We start from the raw sequence: 18,061 nt of genomic DNA on the forward strand, positions 1-18,061 counted from the left end.
CCCGACCCTCCTCTTCTCCGACTGGCGGCCGCCCATTCGCCGGAACCGCCGAACAGCGGTCTCACCGCCTCCTGATTGGCCGCCCAATCGCACGAGCTGTAAACCGAAATAGAGCGATATGGTTGACAAGTCGCCCGCGACGCCTAGGATAGGGCGCTTTTCCAGTTGCGGCCCATGCCCGGACCGCCCCATTCGAACCGAATCATCGCCCATGCACTCCTCCGAGCCCACCCCGGTCATCCGTCACGACTGGTCGATCGACGAGATCCTCTCCATCCTCGACCAGCCCTTCAACGACCTGCTGTTCCACGCCCAGGGCGTCCATCGCGCCGGATTCGATCCGAACCGCATCCAGGTCAGCTCGCTGCTCAGCATCAAGACCGGGGCCTGTCCCGAGGACTGCGGCTACTGCAGCCAGAGCGCCAAGCACGGGACCGAGGTCGAGCGCGAGCGTCTGATGCCGGTCGAGGATGTCCTGGCGGCCGCCCGCACCGCGCGCGAGCATGGCGCGACCCGCTTCTGCATGGGCGCCGCCTGGCGCAATCCGAGCGACAAGAATCTGGATCAGGTCGTGTCCATGGTCGAGGGCATCCATGCCCTGGGCATGGAGACCTGCGTGACCCTCGGCATGCTGACCGCGCCCCAGGCACGCCGCCTCAAGGACGCCGGACTCGACTACTACAACCACAACCTGGACACCTCGCCCGAGTACTACGGCCAGGTCATCACCACCCGAACCTACCAGGACCGGCTCGACACCCTGGAGCACATCCGCGCCGTGGGTCTCAAGACCTGCAGCGGCGGCATCCTCGGCATGGGCGAGTCGCGCCGCGACCGCGCCTCCATGCTGCGCCAGCTCGCCAACCTGCCGGCCCATCCCGAGTCCGTCCCCATCAACATGCTGATCCAGGTCGAGGGCACGCCACTGTTCGGACGCGAGGCGCTCGACCCGTTCGAGTTCGTGCGCGTGGTCGCCGCAGCGCGCATCATCATGCCCAAGTCGCACGTGCGTCTCTCGGCCGGCCGCAGCGAGATGAGCGACGAACTGCAGGCGCTCTGCTTCCTGGCCGGGGCCAATTCCATCTTCTACGGCGAACGTCTGCTGACCGCGCCCAATGCCGAGTCCGACCGCGACCGCAAGCTCTTCACCCGCCTGGGACTCTCGTTCGAAGAGGTCGAGGCCGAGCGCACCGAGCCGGGCGCCTGCCACAAGCACGAGGGCGAGTCGCACGTCCACATGACGCTGTGACGACCGCCACGTCCAGCATGGAGACCTCCAGCCGAGAACACCGGCCCGATGCCGGGCTGCGCGAACAGCTCGACCAGCTCGCCGCCGCCCATCGCTATCGGCGCCGGCGTGTCCTGGACGGCCCCCAGCAGCCGCGCTCGCGTCTGGACGGCCGCCCCATGCTGAGCTTCTGCAGCAACGACTATCTGGGCCTGGCCAATCACCCCGAGGTGATCCGGGCGCTGCAGCGCGGCGCCGAGGACTGGGGCGTCGGCAGCGGCGCCGCCCATCTGGTCAACGGTCACAGCCGGGCACATCATGCCCTCGAGGAGGAGCTGGCCGCCTTCACCGGCCGGCCGCGCGCACTGCTCTTCTCGACCGGCTACATGGCCAACCTGGGCATCATCTCGGCGCTGGCCGGACGCGGCGACAAGGTGATCCAGGACCGGCTCAACCACGCCTCGCTGCTCGACGGGGCACAGCTCTCGCGCGCCAATCTGCGCCGCTATCCGCACGCGGACGCCGCCGGACTGGAACGCCTGCTCGGCGACGAGGGCGCGCGCCTCGTCGCGACCGACGGCGTCTTCAGCATGGACGGCGACCTCGCCCCGCTGCCCGAACTCATGCCCATCGCCCGCCGGACAGGCGCCTGGCTGCTGGTGGACGACGCCCACGGGCTGGGCGTGCTGGGACGCGGCGGCCGGGGCACCTTCGACCATTTCGGGCTGACGCCGGACGACGACTGCATCCTCATGGGCACCCTGGGCAAGGGTTTCGGCACCTTCGGCGCCTTCGTCGCCGGCTCGGAGGATCTCGTCGAGACACTGATCCAGCGCGCCCGCAGCTATGTCTTCACCACCGCCTCGCCGCCGGCCGTGGCCGAGGCGACCCGCGCCAGCCTCGCCATCGCCGAACGCGACGACTGGCGCCGCGAGCGGCTGCGGGAACTGATCGCGGGCTTCCGGCAGGGGGCGGAACAGCTCGGTCTGCCGACCATGGACTCGCCGACCCCGATCCAGCCGCTGCTGGCCGGGACCGAGGCCCGGGCACTGGCCTGGAGCCGCATGCTCGAGGAGCGCGGCATCCTGGTCGGCGCCATCCGGCCGCCGACGGTCCCGGAAGGCACGGCCAGACTGAGAATCACCTTCTCCGCCACGCACAGCGACGAGGACCTCGACCGGCTGCTCGACGCATTGGCGCAATTGCCGATGGCGGACCCCATCGCGAAGGACGAACACCTTGACTGACGTATCCGACACCCCAATCGACCTGGTCATGCTGCATGGCTGGGGCATGAACTCAGCCGTCTGGGACGGCTGTCCCGACTGCTGGGACGGATTCGCCCAGCATCGCATCGATCTGCCGGGCCACGGACACAGTCCATTTCCGCCCGCGCTCGACAATCTCTGGCGCTGGGCCGACGCCTGTCTCGAGGCCGCCCCCGAGCGCGCGGTCTGGCTCGGCTGGTCGCTGGGCGGACTGGTGGCGCTGGCCGCCGCGCTGCGCGCACCCAAGCGGGTCGCCGGACTGATTCTGCTGACGGCGACGCCCCGCTTCGTCCGCGCGACCGACTGGACCCCAGCCATGGAGGAGTCGACGCTCGACCAGTTCCATGCCGGACTGACCCAGGACCCCAAGGGCACGCTGGAGCGCTTCCTCGCCCTCCAGGTCCGCGGCAGCGAGGCCGCCCGCGATACCCTGCGCACGTTGAAGCAGGAGCTCGCCCAGCGGCCCGAACCCGATCCGGACGCGCTCTCGCTCGGCCTCGACCTGCTGCGCGACGAGGATCTGCGCGGCCAGCTGCCGGACATCAAATGTCCGGCGCTCTGGCTGTTCGGCAGCCACGACGCCCTGGTCCCACAGGGCGTGGCGGAGCGTGTCGAGCTGCTGATGCCGGGCGCGCGGACCCACATCGTTCAGCGCGCCGCGCATGCCCCGCATCTGTCGCATCCCGGGGAGACCGCCAGCCTGATCCGATCCTTCGTCGACGCCTGTGTCGAGCCAGACGCTTGATCATGTCCGAGATTGCCAACGACATCCCCCCGATCGACAAGCGACGCGCCCGGCGCAGCTTCGAGCAGGCCGCCTCCAGCTACGACAGCGTGGCCGTCCTGCAGCGCGAGATCGCCGACCGGCTGATCGAGCGGCTCGACTATATCCGGCTCGAGCCCGCCCGCGTCCTGGACCTGGGCACGGGCACGGGCTATACCCTGGACGGATTGAGCAAACGCTATCGCAAGGCCCGTCTGATCGGTCTCGACTTCGCCCACGGCATGCTGCGGCAGGCGCGCAAACGCGGCCATTGGCTGCGCCGTCCGGCCTGCGTCTGCGCCGATGCCGAATCGCTTCCGCTGGCCGACGCCAGCGTCGATCTCATCGTCTCCAGCGCCACCATCCAGTGGTGCAACGACCTGGACCGCACCTTCGCCGAATGTCTGCGCGTCCTGCGGCCGGGCGGTCTGCTGATGTTCACCACCTTCGGTCCGGACACCCTGAAGGAGCTGCGCCAGGCCTGGAGCCAGGTCGACCGGCACAGCCATGTGAGCCCCTTTCTCGACATGCACGACATCGGCGACGCCCTGGTCCGCACCCGCTTCGCCGATCCGGTGATGGACGCCGAGCGCATGACGCTCACCTACGAGCGGGTACGGGATCTTATGCGCGACCTCAAGGTGCTCGGGGCGCGCAACGCCACGCAGGACCGTCCGCGCGCGCTCTCTGGACGCCAGCGGCTGACGGCGGTCGAATCGGCCTACGAGATCCATCGACGCGACGGCAGACTACCGGCGAGTTACGAGGTACTCTATGGTCACGCCTGGACACCGGTGCAGAAGCCGGTCGCCGACGGCATCGCCGTTCCCATCCCGGCCATCGGCGGCCGGGGACGAACGGCCTGATTCAGCGAGTCAATCACGCCGGACGGCCTCCCGTCCGGACGATCGGAGTCATTCGGGCAAGAGGGTATGACAGGCATCTTCATCACCGGGACGGACACGGACTGCGGCAAGACCGAGATCAGCCTGGGACTCATGGCGAGCCTCCAGAGCCGAGGGGCGAGCGTGCTGGGGATGAAACCGGTCGCCAGCGGCTGCGAGCCCGGGCCGGACGGACTCCGCAACGGGGATGCCCTGAGGCTCCTGGCGCAGGGCAGCACGGCGGCCCCCTACGGCATCCTCAATCCATTCGCCTTCCGGCCACCGGTCGCGCCGCACCTGGCGGCAGCCGAGACGGGCGTCCAGATCTCGCCCACCACCATCCGCACCGCCTATCGCACCTTGCGGCAAGAGGCGGATCTGGTGGTGGTCGAGGGCGTCGGCGGCTGGCGCGTTCCGCTGGGTTCCGATTTCTTCGTCAGCGACATTCCGATCCTGCTGGATCTGCCCGTGGTGCTGGTGGTCGGACTCAAGCTCGGCTGCATCAACCATGCGCTGCTGACGGTCGAAAGCATCCGCGCCAGCGGCGCCAGACTGGCCGGCTGGGTGGCCAATCAGGTCGAGCCGGGCATGCTGGTCCGCGAGGCCAACCTGGCGACCCTGGCCGCGCTCATCGAGGCACCCTGCCTCGGCGTCGTCCCCTGGATGGACGATCCGGAGCCAGACCGGACAGCCGCCCATCTCGATCCCTCGGCGCTCGGGCTCGCCGGGCCGATGGCCCCGGAACTCACCCGGATCGGTCGTTCCCGAGACCTGGGGACTACTGCGAACTGAACGCCGAGATCCAGATCTTCGAGCCAATACCGGGCACCGGCCCACCCGAGCGACCATGCCGACCAGATTCCGCCTCGCCGCCATCCTGATTCTTGGCGCACTCGCCAGCACCGCACTCGCCGCCACCGATCCGGTCTCGCAGGTGGAGTCGCTGGGACAGGCCAGCCTGCTGCTGAAGGATGGGGGCCGCGACCGCATCGCCTATCAGGCGGACACGCCGCGCGTCCCCGCCTCCACCATGAAGCTGCTGACCGCCTATGCCGCACTGGAGACCTGGGGGCGGGACTATCGCTTCCAGACCGACATCTACCGCGGCAACGACGGCTGGCTGTGGGTGAAGGGCTATGCCGACCCCTACCTGGTGTCCGAGGAGCTCGATCGCCTGGTGGCCGAACTCCAGGCGCAAGGAATCCGCCGAGTCGCGGGCATCGGGCTAGATGACAGCTTCTTCGACCCGGACGTCGAGATCGCCGGCCGCTCGTCCTCTGACAATCCCTACGACGCCCCGGTCACGGCCCTGGCCGCCAATTTCAATACGCTGAACCTGGTCCGCAGCGGCGACCGGGTCCGCAGCGCCGAGTCGCAGACACCGCTCACCGCGACGGCGCGACGCTTCGGTCTGTCCGGCGGGCAGGGCAAGCAGCGGGTCAATCTGCGCGAGCGCGAGATCGCCCTGCGCTATTTCGGCGAGCTGCTGGGTGCCAAGCTGAAGGACGCCGGCGTGCGCGTGGACGATGCCATCCGCATCGCCCAGGTGCCCCGCGGCGCCAAGCTGGTCCTTCGACACACCAACAGCCGCACCCTGACCGAGATGATCCGGCCCATGCTCCAGTATTCGAGCAACTTCGTCGCCAACGCGCTCTTCCTGCGTCTGGCCGACCCGCGGACGAAGGGCCGCGTCAGCATGGCGAGCGCGCAGCGCGCCATGACCGGTTTCGCCGAACGACGCTTCGGCTGGCGCGGCTTCCGCGTCGACGACGGCGCCGGTCTGTCGCGGGCGAACCGGCTCAGTGCCCGCCAGATGGTCGCCCTGCTCGACGCCTTCGCGCCCTATCGCGACCTCATGCCGGTCCAGGACGGCGACCCGGACGTCCGTGCCAAGACCGGCACGCTGCGCGGCGTGAGCTGCTACGCCGGCTACGTCCGCCGCGACGGCGCCTGGGAGCCATTCGCGCTGCTGATCAATCAGCCGGTCGACTACGGTCTGAGACGCCGGGTCGCCAGCAGCCTGACGCACTGATCCACGAGCGAACGGGCACAGGTGATCAACCCACGCATCCCATCCAGAATCGATGCGCTCGGCCGGGGTCTCATCGAGGTGGGATCCTGGGCCGTCGCCGCCTGGCTGCTCACCGCCTGCGCGGCGGTCACGACCTCGGCGCCGGACTCCGAGCCCGCCGCCGCCCAGATTCCGCTTCAGAACTGCGGGTGCGCACTGGAGAAGAACAGCCGGGGATCGCCCAGTCTGGCCCCCCTGATGCGCCGCGTGACCCCGGCCGTGGTGACCATCTCGGCCGAATCCCGAGTCCAGTCCGAGCCGCCGCCCTTCATGGAGGATCCTGACTTCAAGCGTTTTCTCGACGGGCTCGGCGTGGCGGTCCCCGAATGGGACCATTCGGAGCGCCGCCAGAGCCTGGGCTCCGGGGTCGTCGTCGACGCCGAACGCGGCCTGGTGATGACCAACGGACATCTGCTCGAAGACGCCAGCGAGATCCGGGTCACCCTCACCGACGGGCGCAGCTTCCGCGCCCGCAAACGCGTCTCGGATCCCAGAACCGACGTCGCCATCCTCGAGATTCCACCCCTCGACGTTCGCCCGCTGCCGCTCGCCGACTCCGATCGGCTGGAGGTCGGAGACTTCGTGATCGCCATCGGCAATCCCTTCGGGTTGGGTCAGACGGTCACGCTCGGCATCGTGAGCGCCGTGGGCCGCAGCGACATCAATGGCAACCGGCTCGGCGAACTCATTCAGACCGATGCCTCGATCAATCCTGGGAATTCAGGCGGTCCCCTGATCGATCTGACCGGGGCCGTGGTCGGCATCAACACCGCGCTCATCGGCCCGACCGGCGGCAATGTCGGCATCGGTTTCGCCGTGCCCAGCAACCGCGCACGGGGGGCGCTCAGAAGGATTCGCCGCTGATCGGACATCCCGGATCGGGGCCGAACCCCGATCGAGCCCGGCCGGGTAACTGGTTTGCACTTAGGTCCCGCCTGTTCTAGAGTGCGCGCAACCCTTATCGCTCGTCTCCCGTCTCGAATCGCCAGCGTTCGTCCGCACACTGTTCCGCGCGCTCATTCGTCGCGGTCGGCGGGTACCACTCGCACCACGAGGAGGAATACCCATGCCGCACGCCCAACAAGGCAATACGGTCAAGATCCACTACACAGGCACACTGGACGACGGTACCGTGTTCGACTCCAGCAACGGCCGCGAACCACTCGAATTCACGATCGGCTCGGGCGGCGTCATTCCCGGCTTCGAGTCCGCGGTGAGCGGAATGACGGTCGGCGAAACCAAGACCGTCACCATCCCGCCCGAGCAGGCCTATGGGGATTATCAGGAAGAGATGACCCAGCAGGTGCCGCGCTCGGCCATCCCGCCCGAGATCGAGCTTCAGGTCGGCATGATCCTCAGCGCCGAGGGCCCGGATGGAGTCCCGGTCTCATTCGTCGTGAAGGCATTCGATCAGGAAGAGGTGACGATCGACGGCAACCATCCTCTGGCAGGACGGAATCTCACCTTCGCCCTGGAGCTGGTGGAAATCATCTAGCGACAAGCCGATTGAATGCACATCCGGCATTCAATCGGCTCGCCATCCCCGTCCCGTCCGGGAACGCGATATAGAGGCGTCCTCCACGCCTTTTGCCGGGCACAGACCGGCATACGCATCATCCGGACCGAAGACCGATCCACCTTGGGTATACTTATCGCCTGTCCGGTCTTTGCCGCAGAGTGAAAGGCGGAAGTGCTCGGCGAGCGGCTCGAAAGCCTGCCCTCGCTGATGGATCCAGTCCTCGCCGGAAAGGCGGGACGCACCCATATGCCAGCATCGGGATGCATGACCATGGTTAATCAGCAAGATACGGATCCCAAGAATCGGCCGAAGATCACCAACCTATCGACCGAGATCGCCCAGCTGCGTCAGGAACTGGAGCAGCAGAAATCGGATTTCCAGACCATGGAGGTGTCCCTGGTCTCCCGTATCGCCGATGTCGACGACGACCGACGGCATGCCGCCACGCGTCTGCAGCGCACGCATCAGAATCACCGCGACGAGATCGACATGCGCCTGAGGCGCCAGAACGCGATCGTCACCACGACCCTCATCCTCTTCGTGATCATCGTCGGCGTCCTGCTGGTCTTCGTCTATGCCAAGTTCGACCAGGCCAGACAGACCTTCTCCGACGAGATCGGAGAGCTGCGCCAGACCCTCGAAGAGGTCAAGGCATCGGCCTCGGTCCCGCCGGTACAGACCCAGGATCCGGCCACGCGCGAGAAGCTCTCCCAACTGTCGACGGCGGTGAAGGCCATCACCACCTCTCTGGAACGTCTTGCCGAGGACCAGGAATCACTGCCGACGGTCGAACCTCAGCCAAGGGATCTCCAATTCGATCCCAGTGTCGAGCCCCAACAGATCGAGTCCCCATCGCCGACTCCGCCCCAGCCGAGCGCCCCGTCCGCGCCAAGATCACCCGAGCGCGACATCGACGCCGAGCCCGTCGAGAAGGAGAAACCCGAACCCACGGCGACTCCGTCGCAGGAACCCCGTTCCGAAACGGACGGGGTTACAAAGGTCGAACCCCAGGAAACCGAGGAAACCTCCAGCCCGCTCCAGACCCGATCGCCCATTGCCGAGGAGGCCCCGGAGCCATCTCAGGAATCGGCAGCAACCCCTGAGGTTCCCGCCCCCCCCTCGTCACCACCCGAGTCGCAGCCACCGCTCCAGGAAACGGCCGCAGTCCGCGAGATGCCGGAATCGTCGCCGGAACCAACCGCCGATCCGGAGGACTCGGACGCCTCCCTGGAACCGCCCCCGGTTCCGGCCATTCCGGAATCCGCCGATGAGCCGACGGCACCGCCGGAGGCGGCCGAGCCGCTTCGCGAGCCGGCACAAGCACCGGAGGCGTCGACGACCGAGGAGCCTTCATCCTCGGAGCCAGCAGTCCACAAGGAGCCGGAGCCGACCACGCCGCAGACGGAATCGGCACCCGACGAGCCCACGCGTATCCCGGTCGGGGATACGCCCTATTCGGTCCAGGTGATCGGCTTCTATTCGTTGCAGTCTCTGAAGACCTTCGCCAAGCGTTACGGACTGACGGACTGGGTGGTCTATGACGAGGAGACCTATCAGGGCCGTACCTGGTACGTCCTCATCGACAGCCTGCACGCCACCCGCGAATCGGCCGAGGCCGCCGCCGCCGCACTGTCGCCCGCACTGGCCAAGTTCGACATCTGGGTTCGCAAGCTGGATCCGGACGATACCGTCTATCACCCCGAATCCGGCGGGGACTGAGTTCCAGCGGGCGCATCACCAGGCAAGCGGCTCGCCGTGGCGACAGAATCCGCCACTGGGACAGCCGGGGCAGCGCCCGTTCATCTCGCTCAGCTGGCCCATCCCAGAGGACACATTGCCCCCCCCGGCCGCGTCCCTGCATGAGCGGGATCAGCGCCTGGCACAGCCGCAGCGCCCCGAGCGTATCGACCCCCCGGTGGGCCCCGGTCACGAAGGCGAGCGATCGAGCTGTCATGGCGAAATCCCCCTGTCGATGTTGCGATCATGTGGACGATGCCGCGATTCCGAGTCGCGCCCATAGCTATAATGCGATTCAGGTGAATTGCAACCATGGAACTCGAGTCACCGAGCAAGATGTATAAGAATTCATCCATGCATTTCGATCCCGACCTGGACCAGATTCTCAACCGAGTCTACGGTGCGGGCGACAAGATCAACTCGGAGCCGGGCAGCAGCGCGGCCTCCTTCCGCCAGTCGGTCGTGCATCGCGAACGCGTATCGCTCGAGCTCAAGCAGGCGCTGAACGCGCTTCGGGATCGGCGCGAGAAATCGCAGCAGGTCATGCGCATGAAGGCCGAGCTCGCCTATCTCAAGACCCAGATCGCCAGGCTGAGGGAGCTGGACCGGCAGATCGTGACGCTACGCACCAGGCTGGAGAAGGAAGACCCCGAGGGTCCGATCGTGGGCACGCTGCCATTGGACGAGATCGACTGATCGACCCTCGATAAACACGAATCGATCCTCTGTCCGGCGGTTCGGGGGTTGACAGCGCCGGGTGTTACGAAGAACACTCTCGTCACACCAACGCGTCAATCGTCGACCATCACCATGAACCGACCCATCTTCGCGCGTACGCTCGCCCCCGCCAGTCTCTTGTCCGTCTCGCTCCTGATCGCAGGAGGGGTCCAGGCGCACTTTCAGGAACTCATACCGACCGCCGACATCGTCACCGCGGACACGGGTGCAGAGGTTGGACTGGAGCTCAGATTCACCCACCCGATGGAGCGCGGTCCGCTCATGGACATGGGCCAGCCGGTGCGCTTCGGCGTCGCCGGTCCGAACGGGGTGGAGGATCTGACCGCGACCCTGAACGCCGAGAAGACCGACGGCAAGCAGACCTTCAGCGCCGACTACCGCGTCAAGCAGCCGGGCGACTATGTCTTCTTCGTCGAGCCCGCGCCCTACTGGGAGCCGGCCGAGGGCGTCATGATCGTCCATTATACGAAGGTCGTGGTCGATGCCTTCGGCGCCGAGGCGGGCTGGGACACCGAGATCGGACTGCCGGTCGAGATCGAGCCCCTGGTGCGTCCCTATGGTCTCTGGACCGGCAACCTCTTCAGCGGCATCGTCAAACAGAACGGAAAGCCGGTGCCATTCGCCGAGGTCGAGGTTGAATGGATCAACGACGGCTCGGTGACGCCGCCCGCCTCCCCCTTCGTCACCCAGGTCGTCAAGGCCGACGCCAACGGACACTTCAGCTACGCCATGCCGAGAGCCGGTTGGTGGGGATTCGCCGCGCTGCTCGAAGGGGAGACGCCCATGAAGAACCCGGACGGCGAGGAGGTTCCGGTCGAGGCCGGCGCCCTGATCTGGGTGAAGGCGACGGACATGCAATGACGGAGCGGCATCCGCCCCATGGCCCACATCCCTGACGGCGTCCTCTCGGCCCCCGTGCTCGTCGGCGGCGGACTGATGTCCGCCGCGCTGCTCGGGATCGCCCTCAAACGTCTCGACTACGACCGCCTCCCACAGGCGGCGGTCCTCTCGGCCGCCTTCTTCGTCTCCTCGCTCATCAGCGTCCCGCTCGGTCCGAGCAGCGTCCATCTGCTTCTGAACGGGCTCATGGGCCTGCTGCTCGGCTGGACCGCCCTGCCCGCGCTCTTCGTCGCACTGCTGCTGCAGGCGGTCTTCTTCGGCTTCGGCGGCCTCGTGGCGCTCGGCGTCAACACCATGAACATGGCTCTGCCGGCCTTGATCTGCGCGCTCACGCTCGCGCCATGGATGCGCCGGGTCGCCCCCGGTAGACGCTTCTGGGTGGGCGCAGCGGCCGGCGGGCTCGGGGTGATGGCGACGGCTGCCCTGGTGGCGATCGATCTCGGACTGAGCGGTGAGGCATTCCTGCCCGCGGCCCAGATCCTGGTTCTGACCTATATCCCCCTGGCCGTCGTCGAGGCGCTCATCACGGGCACTGTAGTCGCCTTCCTGCAGCGGGTCGCTCCCGAGATCATCATCCACGACGAGGCAGGACATGCCTGAACATGCTTTCTCCGCACGCCATGGCGCCCCATCGGCCGCCCTACTGCTCCTGGGCCTGGCGCTCGCCAGCCAGCCGGCGCTCGCCCACAAGCTCCAGGTCTTCGCCTTCGCCGAAGGCGCACGGATCCAGGGCAGCGCCTATTTCGCCGGCGGAGCCAAGGCGACCGGCGCCCTCATACGTATCCAGGACGCCACGGGCAAAACGCTCGCCGAACTGACGCCCGATGCCGAGGGTCGGTTCAGCTACCGGGCCACGCAACCGGCCGATCTGCTCGTCGTCGCCGACTCGGGGGACGGACATCGCGCCGAATGGCGGATCGCCGCGGACGAACTGGCCGGCGGATTCCCCGAACTGGACCCGGCATCCTCCACAGCGGCGGATGGGCGGCATGACGAAGCGGCGGATTCGAAGGCCCGGCCTCAGAACGCCGTGGCCATGGAGCCCGAGCCGAAGCTCTCCGGTCGAGCCGACGACGCGAGGCTCCTGATGGCGATCGAGCAGGCCGTCGCCCGCCAGGTCCGTCCCCTGCGCGAGGAGCTGATCGCCGCTCAGGACCGCGCCCGCTGGCACGACGTGCTGGGCGGAATCGGCTATATCATCGGACTCACAGGTCTGGCGCTCTGGATGCACGCCCGCTCCAAGGGCGGACGCCCGTGACGGAGGGGGCGCTGCTCGCCCCGCTGGGATCGGGCTGGATCGCGGCGCGCGACCCGCGTCTGCGGATCCTTGCGGCCACCCTCTTCGCGCTGATCACCATCGGGCTCGATCATCTGCCGGTCGCCCTGCTCGCATTCGCACTGGCTCTATCGCTGGCACTGACCGCCGGCATACGTCCGGGATTCCTGCTGCGCCGTCTGGCTGCGCTCGAGGGGTTCATGGCGATCCTGCTTCTCAGCCTCCCGTTCACGGTTCCGGGCCACGCGATCGCCGAGATCGGCCCCCTCGCGGCGAGCCGCGAGGGGCTGCATCTCGCCGGACTCATCCTGCTCAAGGCCAACACCGTGGTGCTGACGCTCACCGCGCTGATCGGGACCCTGGAACCCGTGGTCTTCGGACATGCGCTGGCCCGGCTGGGCGTTCCGGAGAAGCTGGTCCATCTCCTGCTCATGACGATCCGCCAGATCCATCTGCTGCACCAGGAATATCTGCGCCTGCGCCAGGCGATGCGGGCCCGGGCCTTCGTCCCCCGCAGCGACCGCCACACCTGGAACAGCTACGGCTGGCTGATGGGCATGCTGCTGGTGCGCAGCCTGGACCGCGCGCAGCGGGTCATGGCGGCGATGCGCTGCCGCGGTTTCCGCGGACGCCTCTATCTGCTGGACCAGCCGCGCTGGCGGATCGCCGATTCCGGATCGGCCGCCGGATTCATGATACTGTGCATGGGCCTGCCGATCCTGGACCGCATCATGTGAGCCCGAACGAGTCGCACCACCCACCACACAACCAAGCCCCATTGATCGAGCTGCGCGGCATCGCCTTCGATCACCGCGACCGTCCGGTACTCGAGGGAATCGACTTCGGTCTCCACCCTGGAGAGCGGGTCGCGCTGGTCGGCCCGAACGGCGCCGGCAAGACCACATTGCTGCTTCTATTGGTCGGACTGCTTCGCCCCAAGGCCGGAGAGCTGATCGCCTTCGGCCGAGCAAGACGCAGCGAAGCGGATTTCCACGAGGTTCGCGCCCGGGTCGGGCTATTGTTCCAGGATTCGGACGACCAGCTCTTCTGTCCCACCGTGCTCGAGGACGTCGCCTTCGGTCCCCTGAATCTCGGCCGCTCGCCGGACGAGGCGCGTGACGAGGCATTTCGTACCCTGTCGGTCCTCGGACTGGATGGATTCGCGGAGCGGGTCACGCACCGTCTGTCGGCCGGCGAGAAACGCCTGGTGGCACTGGCGACCGTGCTGGCCATGAAACCCTCGGTGCTGCTGCTCGACGAGCCGACCAACGGTCTCGACGAAGCCACCGAGCAGCGGCTCATCGCCCATCTCTCCGGTCTCGACCAGGCGATGCTGATCGTCTCGCACGACCGCACCTTCCTCGAGCGTCTGGCGAACCGGGCCGTACATCTTGTCGGCGGCCGGCTGAGCGAGGCCCGACTGCATCGCCATCCCCACACCCACCATCACAGCCATCTCCATCTGCACCTCTCCCAGGACACCGAGGATCATCACGGTGCCGCCCAGGCCGAGGATCACCGGCACGGCTGAATCGTCCTGCCTCACTCGCCCGAGTGGCGCCCACCCGAACCGGGATCGGAAGGCAAACCGAAGAATTCTCGGCAACCGAGCCCGGTATCGCCGGTCAGACCATTGAGATTGACCGACATATTCGAGCGGGCCATATCCAGCCGACTCAGCCCGTAGACGGTCCCGTTGACACCCACGACCCGGCCATCGCGCAGCACCGGACCGCCCGAGTCCCCGGGGCTCAGAGAGGGACTTCCGGAATGCAGCTCCCCGGCATAGCTGTAGAAATTGACCGGATCGACCCGGATCACCCGGGTGAATCCCCGGTTGCGCCGACCATAGGGCCGCATGCGTCGGGCGAGCGCCATGCCCTGCAGGCTTTCGTAGCCATAGCCAACGATCTCGACCCGATCCCCGGCATGCAATGGCCCGCAGTCGACGGGGAGGATCGGGATGCCCGGAGTCGGCTCCCGGACCCGGAGAATGGCGAGATCGGGGAAACGCGAGGTGAAGAGTGCATCGCGCTCCACGACCCGGATCCGGCGAGCCAGATCCTCACCGGAATAGCGCTCGCGAAAGTCGCGGATCTTGTCTTCCTTATAGCGGTAGAAACGCCGCAGTGCCTCCAGGTAGCTCGCATGCAGCCGGACCTCGCGGACGGTGACCGCGAGGAGATCCCCGGACGGAACCGGCGACACCCGATTGCTGAGGAAGAGACGGCGTCCCGGCCGGAAGGCGTCGTCCAGCCCACCCTTGCTCGTATCCGCCACGCAGTGGGCCGCGGTGAGGAAGCGGTCGTCACCGATCTTGGTCGCCGAGCAGTGCAGCCGTCGTCCATCGCCCAGAGCGATCACGGCCGCATAGCGCTCGTCGCTGTCCGGCTCGCCGCCCAGCAGGGCGGCGGCCGTCGCGGACCAGAAGAGGAGCAGGACGGCCAAGGACCGCAGTCGGGGAACAATGGTCGTGCATGCCATGCGAAACGGATATCAGCCGGCAGCGGAGTTGCGAGCGCGATCGGTCTCGAACCGGAAGGGCGCGGCCATGATGCCCCGAGCGGTATGCAGCAGCACCCGGGCCTCCCAGATCATGTGGGCGCGAACGCAGACCGGCAGCATCCCCTGCCCCCGGTAACGGCCGTCGCCGAGCGCAACGAGCCTGACGCGATTGAAGCCCATGTTCATGTCGACCCCAACGAAATCGATCTCGACCTCGGAGGGCTCGAGTCCCTCGATTCCCACATCGAGCTGCAGAGGAACCATGACGGAAATCGGCCTCGGCCGGATACCCAAGGTCAGGGTCGCGCCGTCCGCGAAGCTCGCCCGGCAGGCCCCGAGATGCAAATCGCACCCGGGCTCGGGCTGCGCCAGGGCGATCGCATCCGGATGCAGCAGCGGCCAAAAACGCTGGGCCAGACCGGCGATCAGCACGACCGCCAGCAGACCCGAGCCGATCCATAGACCCAGTGTCCAAGAACCGGATCCCTCGCGGTGCGTCACGGATTCGCGCTCAGGGCCGGGATTCAAGCCGAGCCCTCGTCATCGACCCGCCCGGCATGCTCAACGCACCTGCCGCCACCAATTGTCGATGATCCGGGCCACGTCCAGATCCTCGGGTCCGGTCGTCCAGCTGACCGAGAGCGGCGCATCTCGGCTCGCCGGCGCCGGATTCGGCGGATGCACCAGGATGCGAGAGGGCAGCATGGCGGCGTCGCCGACCGCGAGCACCTCGCCCCGACGCAGCGAGGCCAGCAGGTCGGCCAGGTTCTTGGCCCCCTCCGGCAGGAGACGCCGCACGTATTCCTGGTCGTCGGCGTTCGAGATCTTGAGACAGAGATAGTTGCCGCACTGAGAGAGCACGGTCTCGGAGAGTTCGGTCGGACGCTGGCTGACGATGCAAAGATTGACCCCGTACTTGCGCCCCTCCTTGGCGATGCGCTCCATGGCGCGACGGGTGCCGACGAACTGGGTATCCGACTCGCGCGGGATGTATTGGTGGGCCTCCTCGCAGACCAGCAGGATGGGGAACTCGTGACGCCGCGGATTCCAGTAGTTGAACTCGTAGGCCAGCCGGCCGATCTGGGCCGAGATGACCGGACGCAGATCGACCGGAACCGGGCTCAGATCGATCACCGTGACCTGACGCTTCAGCTCGCCCAACCCCACGAAATCGCGCAGCAGACCCTCCAGACTCGCCGAGCTGGCGTTCTTGCGCGGACGCATGAAGAAGTCGTAACGCCCGTCGTTGTAGAGCGACTGGAAACGCACCAGGAAGTCGTCGAAGGCCCCGAACAGCGGCCCCTTGACCTTGCCGAACTCGAGCTTCTCCTCGTTGGCCTTCTTGAATCTCTGATACAGGTCCTCGATCGAGAAATAGACCGGCGAGTCCACCGACAGCCGCTGCAGCCCGAGGTGCTGATTGGACTGGCGGCGCAGACTGAAGAGGCTCTCGCGCAGGAAGGCGATCTGGACGGTGGCGTTGGAGTCCGCGCGGTCGACGAAAAGATCGACCAGCTCCGAATAGGTCAGCAGCCAGTAGGGGATCTCGAGCTCGCGGGCGTCGACATGACGCGCGGCCTCGGGACCGAAGATGCCATGGAAACTGCCGTCGTCGTCCCGCCAGCCGTATTCGCCGTGAAGGTCGAGCAGGATGATGTGCGAGCGCGGCATCGAACGCACGACGCTCTGCAGCAGACTCGAGAGCGTCCAGGACTTGCCGGCGCCCGTCTGCCCCAGGATAGCCAGATGGCGGCCGAAGAGGGCCGATGGATCGAGCGTCGCCTTGAGCGAGGGTCGTACCGAGAGACGCCCCAGCTCCAGACCGCCGGCCTGCTCGCGCGTCAGCAGACCGGCCAGACGCTTGCTCCCGATCAGATGAACCGCCGCGCCGATCACCGGATATCGGCTCACGCCCGGCTCCAGGCGGCCGTCCTCGTTGATCTCGCCCAGCGGGGTCAGCTCCAGACGACGCTCGCGGATGGTCACGCGCCGGCTGCCGCCATTGGCCTTGGGGTCCGGAACGGAACGTGTCTCGACCGCCTCTTCGCGGATCCGAGCCACCTCGGCGAGCACGTGTCCCGCACGGTCCCGGACCTCGACGAAGCTGCCTAATTGCCCGACCGGCAGGGATTCCTCGCCCAGATTGACCGAGGATGGAAAGCCTTCATCCGTAGGGAAGACGCTGGCGACCAGGCAACCGCCATGAACATCGATGACACGGCCGATCAAACTGGTGTCTGACGTGGACATGCGGGATCACTCCATGTAGCCGAAAACGGATGGCGAGCCAGGCGAACGCCGATCATTGAACCCTGTACTTGGATGCATGCTAGCAGGATCGGGGTCGGGGGCAGAGATTTCATGCGAATCCAGTCACAAGAGTCAGGATGAAGTTCGGCGTCCGACTTGAATAATTAGAAATTGCTTATATTTTTATAAGCATCCGACAACCGACCCAACGTGGAGATGTATCATGGGTGCATTAGGTGTTCTTGCCGCAGCGATCGTATTGGCGGGCGGCATTCAGTCGACGGTCCATCTGGCCGACGCGGACGATTCTGGAATCGGGCTCAAGGGAACCCCGGTCATCGAGGTCCAGGCGATCCAATCGGATCAGAGCGGGCAATCCTCCCGAAACGGACATTGATCCTCCGAGCCGGATCGCAGCGAATGCCCTGACGTCCTTGCGCCGGGGCATGAATCATTGGCATCCTGCATACCTTGTCTTCCGCATGCCCCCTTCCAGATGCCTAACCCAGACGAAACCATCCGCTTCAGCGTTTCACTCCCCAAACCACTGCTGGACGAACTGGACAGGAGGGTCGTCCGCAAGGGCTACGCCTCGCGATCGGAATTGGTCAGGGACCTGATCCGAGAACGCATCGTCGAGGAGACCTGGGAGCGCGGCGACGAGGAGGTCGCCGGTGTGCTGACGATCGTCTACGACCACCATCAGCGCGAGCTGACGCAGCAGATCCTGGACATCCAGCATCGCCAGTACGTCCATGTCGTGGCCTCGACCCACGTCCATATGGACCATCACAACTGCCTGGAGACCATCATCATCCGGGGCATGCCGGCCGAGATCGAACATCTCAGCCTAGAGATCGCCGGACTGCGCGGGGTTCGCTTCGCCGAATTGACGCGCGCCTCGCGGGTCCAGAACTGAGGC

20 protein-coding genes are annotated in these 18,061 nt (G+C 66.7%); 17 read left to right on the plus strand and 3 right to left on the minus strand.

Annotated features, from left to right (window positions below; genetic code table 11):
- Positions 1–211: 211 nt before the first annotated feature.
- The 15 genes from bioB (at position 212) to D779_RS10115 (ending at position 13,915) form a co-directional block, all read left to right on the plus strand.
- On the plus strand, positions 212–1,249 hold the full coding sequence (bioB, locus tag D779_RS10045) for a biotin synthase BioB (RefSeq protein WP_043753311.1): 1,038 nt from the start codon (positions 212–214) through the stop codon (positions 1,247–1,249).
- A 17-nt stretch (positions 1,250–1,266) separates the two neighbouring features.
- A complete protein-coding gene (gene bioF / locus D779_RS10050) occupies positions 1,267–2,475 on the plus strand; it encodes an 8-amino-7-oxononanoate synthase (RefSeq protein ID WP_043753313.1) in 1,209 nt (402 codons plus the stop codon).
- 28 nt (positions 2,476–2,503) lie between these two features.
- Entirely contained in the window at positions 2,504–3,241 is a 738-nt protein-coding gene (gene bioH / locus D779_RS10055; protein WP_052348026.1) for a pimeloyl-ACP methyl ester esterase BioH, read from the plus strand.
- Positions 3,242–3,243: 2 nt separating this feature from the next.
- Positions 3,244–4,125 carry a malonyl-ACP O-methyltransferase BioC gene (gene bioC, locus D779_RS10060; RefSeq protein ID WP_043753316.1) on the plus strand — a complete coding sequence of 294 codons (882 nt, stop codon included), beginning with the start codon at positions 3,244–3,246 and terminating at the stop codon, positions 4,123–4,125.
- 66 nt (positions 4,126–4,191) lie between these two features.
- Complete coding sequence (gene bioD, locus D779_RS10065; RefSeq protein WP_081763445.1) at positions 4,192–4,935, plus strand: dethiobiotin synthase; 744 nt, start codon at positions 4,192–4,194, stop codon at positions 4,933–4,935.
- A 55-nt stretch (positions 4,936–4,990) separates the two neighbouring features.
- Entirely contained in the window at positions 4,991–6,175 is a 1,185-nt protein-coding gene (locus D779_RS10070; protein WP_043753319.1) for a D-alanyl-D-alanine carboxypeptidase, read from the plus strand.
- Between the two features lie 21 nt (positions 6,176–6,196).
- The gene (locus D779_RS10075; RefSeq protein ID WP_408606008.1) at positions 6,197–7,078 is read left to right on the plus strand and encodes a trypsin-like peptidase domain-containing protein; all 882 of its coding nucleotides are present in this window, start codon (positions 6,197–6,199) and stop codon (positions 7,076–7,078) included.
- A 202-nt stretch (positions 7,079–7,280) separates the two neighbouring features.
- On the plus strand, positions 7,281–7,709 hold the full coding sequence (locus D779_RS10080) for an FKBP-type peptidyl-prolyl cis-trans isomerase (RefSeq protein ID WP_043753321.1): 429 nt from the start codon (positions 7,281–7,283) through the stop codon (positions 7,707–7,709).
- 294 nt (positions 7,710–8,003) lie between these two features.
- Positions 8,004–9,452 carry an SPOR domain-containing protein gene (locus tag D779_RS10085; protein WP_157726368.1) on the plus strand — a complete coding sequence of 483 codons (1,449 nt, stop codon included), beginning with the start codon at positions 8,004–8,006 and terminating at the stop codon, positions 9,450–9,452.
- Between the two features lie 354 nt (positions 9,453–9,806).
- On the plus strand, positions 9,807–10,166 hold the full coding sequence (locus D779_RS10090; RefSeq protein WP_157726369.1) for a hypothetical protein: 360 nt from the start codon (positions 9,807–9,809) through the stop codon (positions 10,164–10,166).
- 114 nt (positions 10,167–10,280) lie between these two features.
- Positions 10,281–11,069: a DUF4198 domain-containing protein gene (locus D779_RS10095; RefSeq protein ID WP_043753326.1), complete on the plus strand. Its 789-nt coding sequence runs from the start codon at positions 10,281–10,283 to the stop codon at positions 11,067–11,069.
- Positions 11,070–11,087: 18 nt separating this feature from the next.
- Positions 11,088–11,708 (plus strand): cobalt transporter CbiM, encoded by a 621-nt coding sequence (gene cbiM / locus D779_RS10100; RefSeq protein ID WP_043753328.1) that lies wholly within the window; start codon positions 11,088–11,090, stop codon positions 11,706–11,708.
- On the plus strand, positions 11,701–12,366 hold the full coding sequence (locus D779_RS10105) for a hypothetical protein (RefSeq protein ID WP_043753330.1): 666 nt from the start codon (positions 11,701–11,703) through the stop codon (positions 12,364–12,366). Before cbiM ends, D779_RS10105 begins: the two co-directional genes overlap by 8 nt.
- The gene (gene cbiQ, locus D779_RS10110) at positions 12,363–13,121 is read left to right on the plus strand and encodes a cobalt ECF transporter T component CbiQ (RefSeq protein WP_043753331.1); all 759 of its coding nucleotides are present in this window, start codon (positions 12,363–12,365) and stop codon (positions 13,119–13,121) included. The genes D779_RS10105 and cbiQ overlap by 4 nt, the downstream gene beginning before the upstream one ends.
- Positions 13,118–13,915 carry an energy-coupling factor ABC transporter ATP-binding protein gene (locus D779_RS10115; RefSeq protein ID WP_052348027.1) on the plus strand — a complete coding sequence of 266 codons (798 nt, stop codon included), beginning with the start codon at positions 13,118–13,120 and terminating at the stop codon, positions 13,913–13,915. Before cbiQ ends, D779_RS10115 begins: the two co-directional genes overlap by 4 nt.
- An 11-nt stretch (positions 13,916–13,926) precedes the next feature.
- Here the strand turns inward: D779_RS10115 and D779_RS10120 are convergent, their stop codons facing one another.
- From D779_RS10120 to D779_RS10130, 3 genes are read right to left on the minus strand one after another with little or no spacing between them, the layout of a single operon-like run.
- Entirely contained in the window at positions 13,927–14,832 is a 906-nt protein-coding gene (locus tag D779_RS10120) for a trypsin-like peptidase domain-containing protein (RefSeq protein WP_232424149.1), read from the minus strand.
- 48 nt (positions 14,833–14,880) lie between these two features.
- A complete protein-coding gene (locus tag D779_RS10125; protein ID WP_081763446.1) occupies positions 14,881–15,417 on the minus strand; it encodes a hypothetical protein in 537 nt (178 codons plus the stop codon).
- Between the two features lie 33 nt (positions 15,418–15,450).
- The gene (locus D779_RS10130) at positions 15,451–17,139 is read right to left on the minus strand and encodes an ATP-binding protein (protein ID WP_043753335.1); all 1,689 of its coding nucleotides are present in this window, start codon (positions 17,137–17,139) and stop codon (positions 15,451–15,453) included.
- A gap of 223 nt (positions 17,140–17,362) precedes the next feature.
- On the opposite strand from D779_RS10130, the gene D779_RS22645 reads away from it, so the two are divergent.
- A complete protein-coding gene (locus D779_RS22645) occupies positions 17,363–17,536 on the plus strand; it encodes a hypothetical protein (RefSeq protein ID WP_198295701.1) in 174 nt (57 codons plus the stop codon).
- Between the two features lie 99 nt (positions 17,537–17,635).
- The gene (gene nikR / locus D779_RS10135; RefSeq protein WP_043753337.1) at positions 17,636–18,058 is read left to right on the plus strand and encodes a nickel-responsive transcriptional regulator NikR; all 423 of its coding nucleotides are present in this window, start codon (positions 17,636–17,638) and stop codon (positions 18,056–18,058) included.
- Positions 18,059–18,061: the final 3 nt, after the last annotated feature.

Origin of the sequence: Imhoffiella purpurea (genome assembly GCF_000585215.1) — a bacterium.
Taxonomy (GTDB): domain Bacteria; phylum Pseudomonadota; class Gammaproteobacteria; order Chromatiales; family Chromatiaceae; genus Imhoffiella; species Imhoffiella purpurea.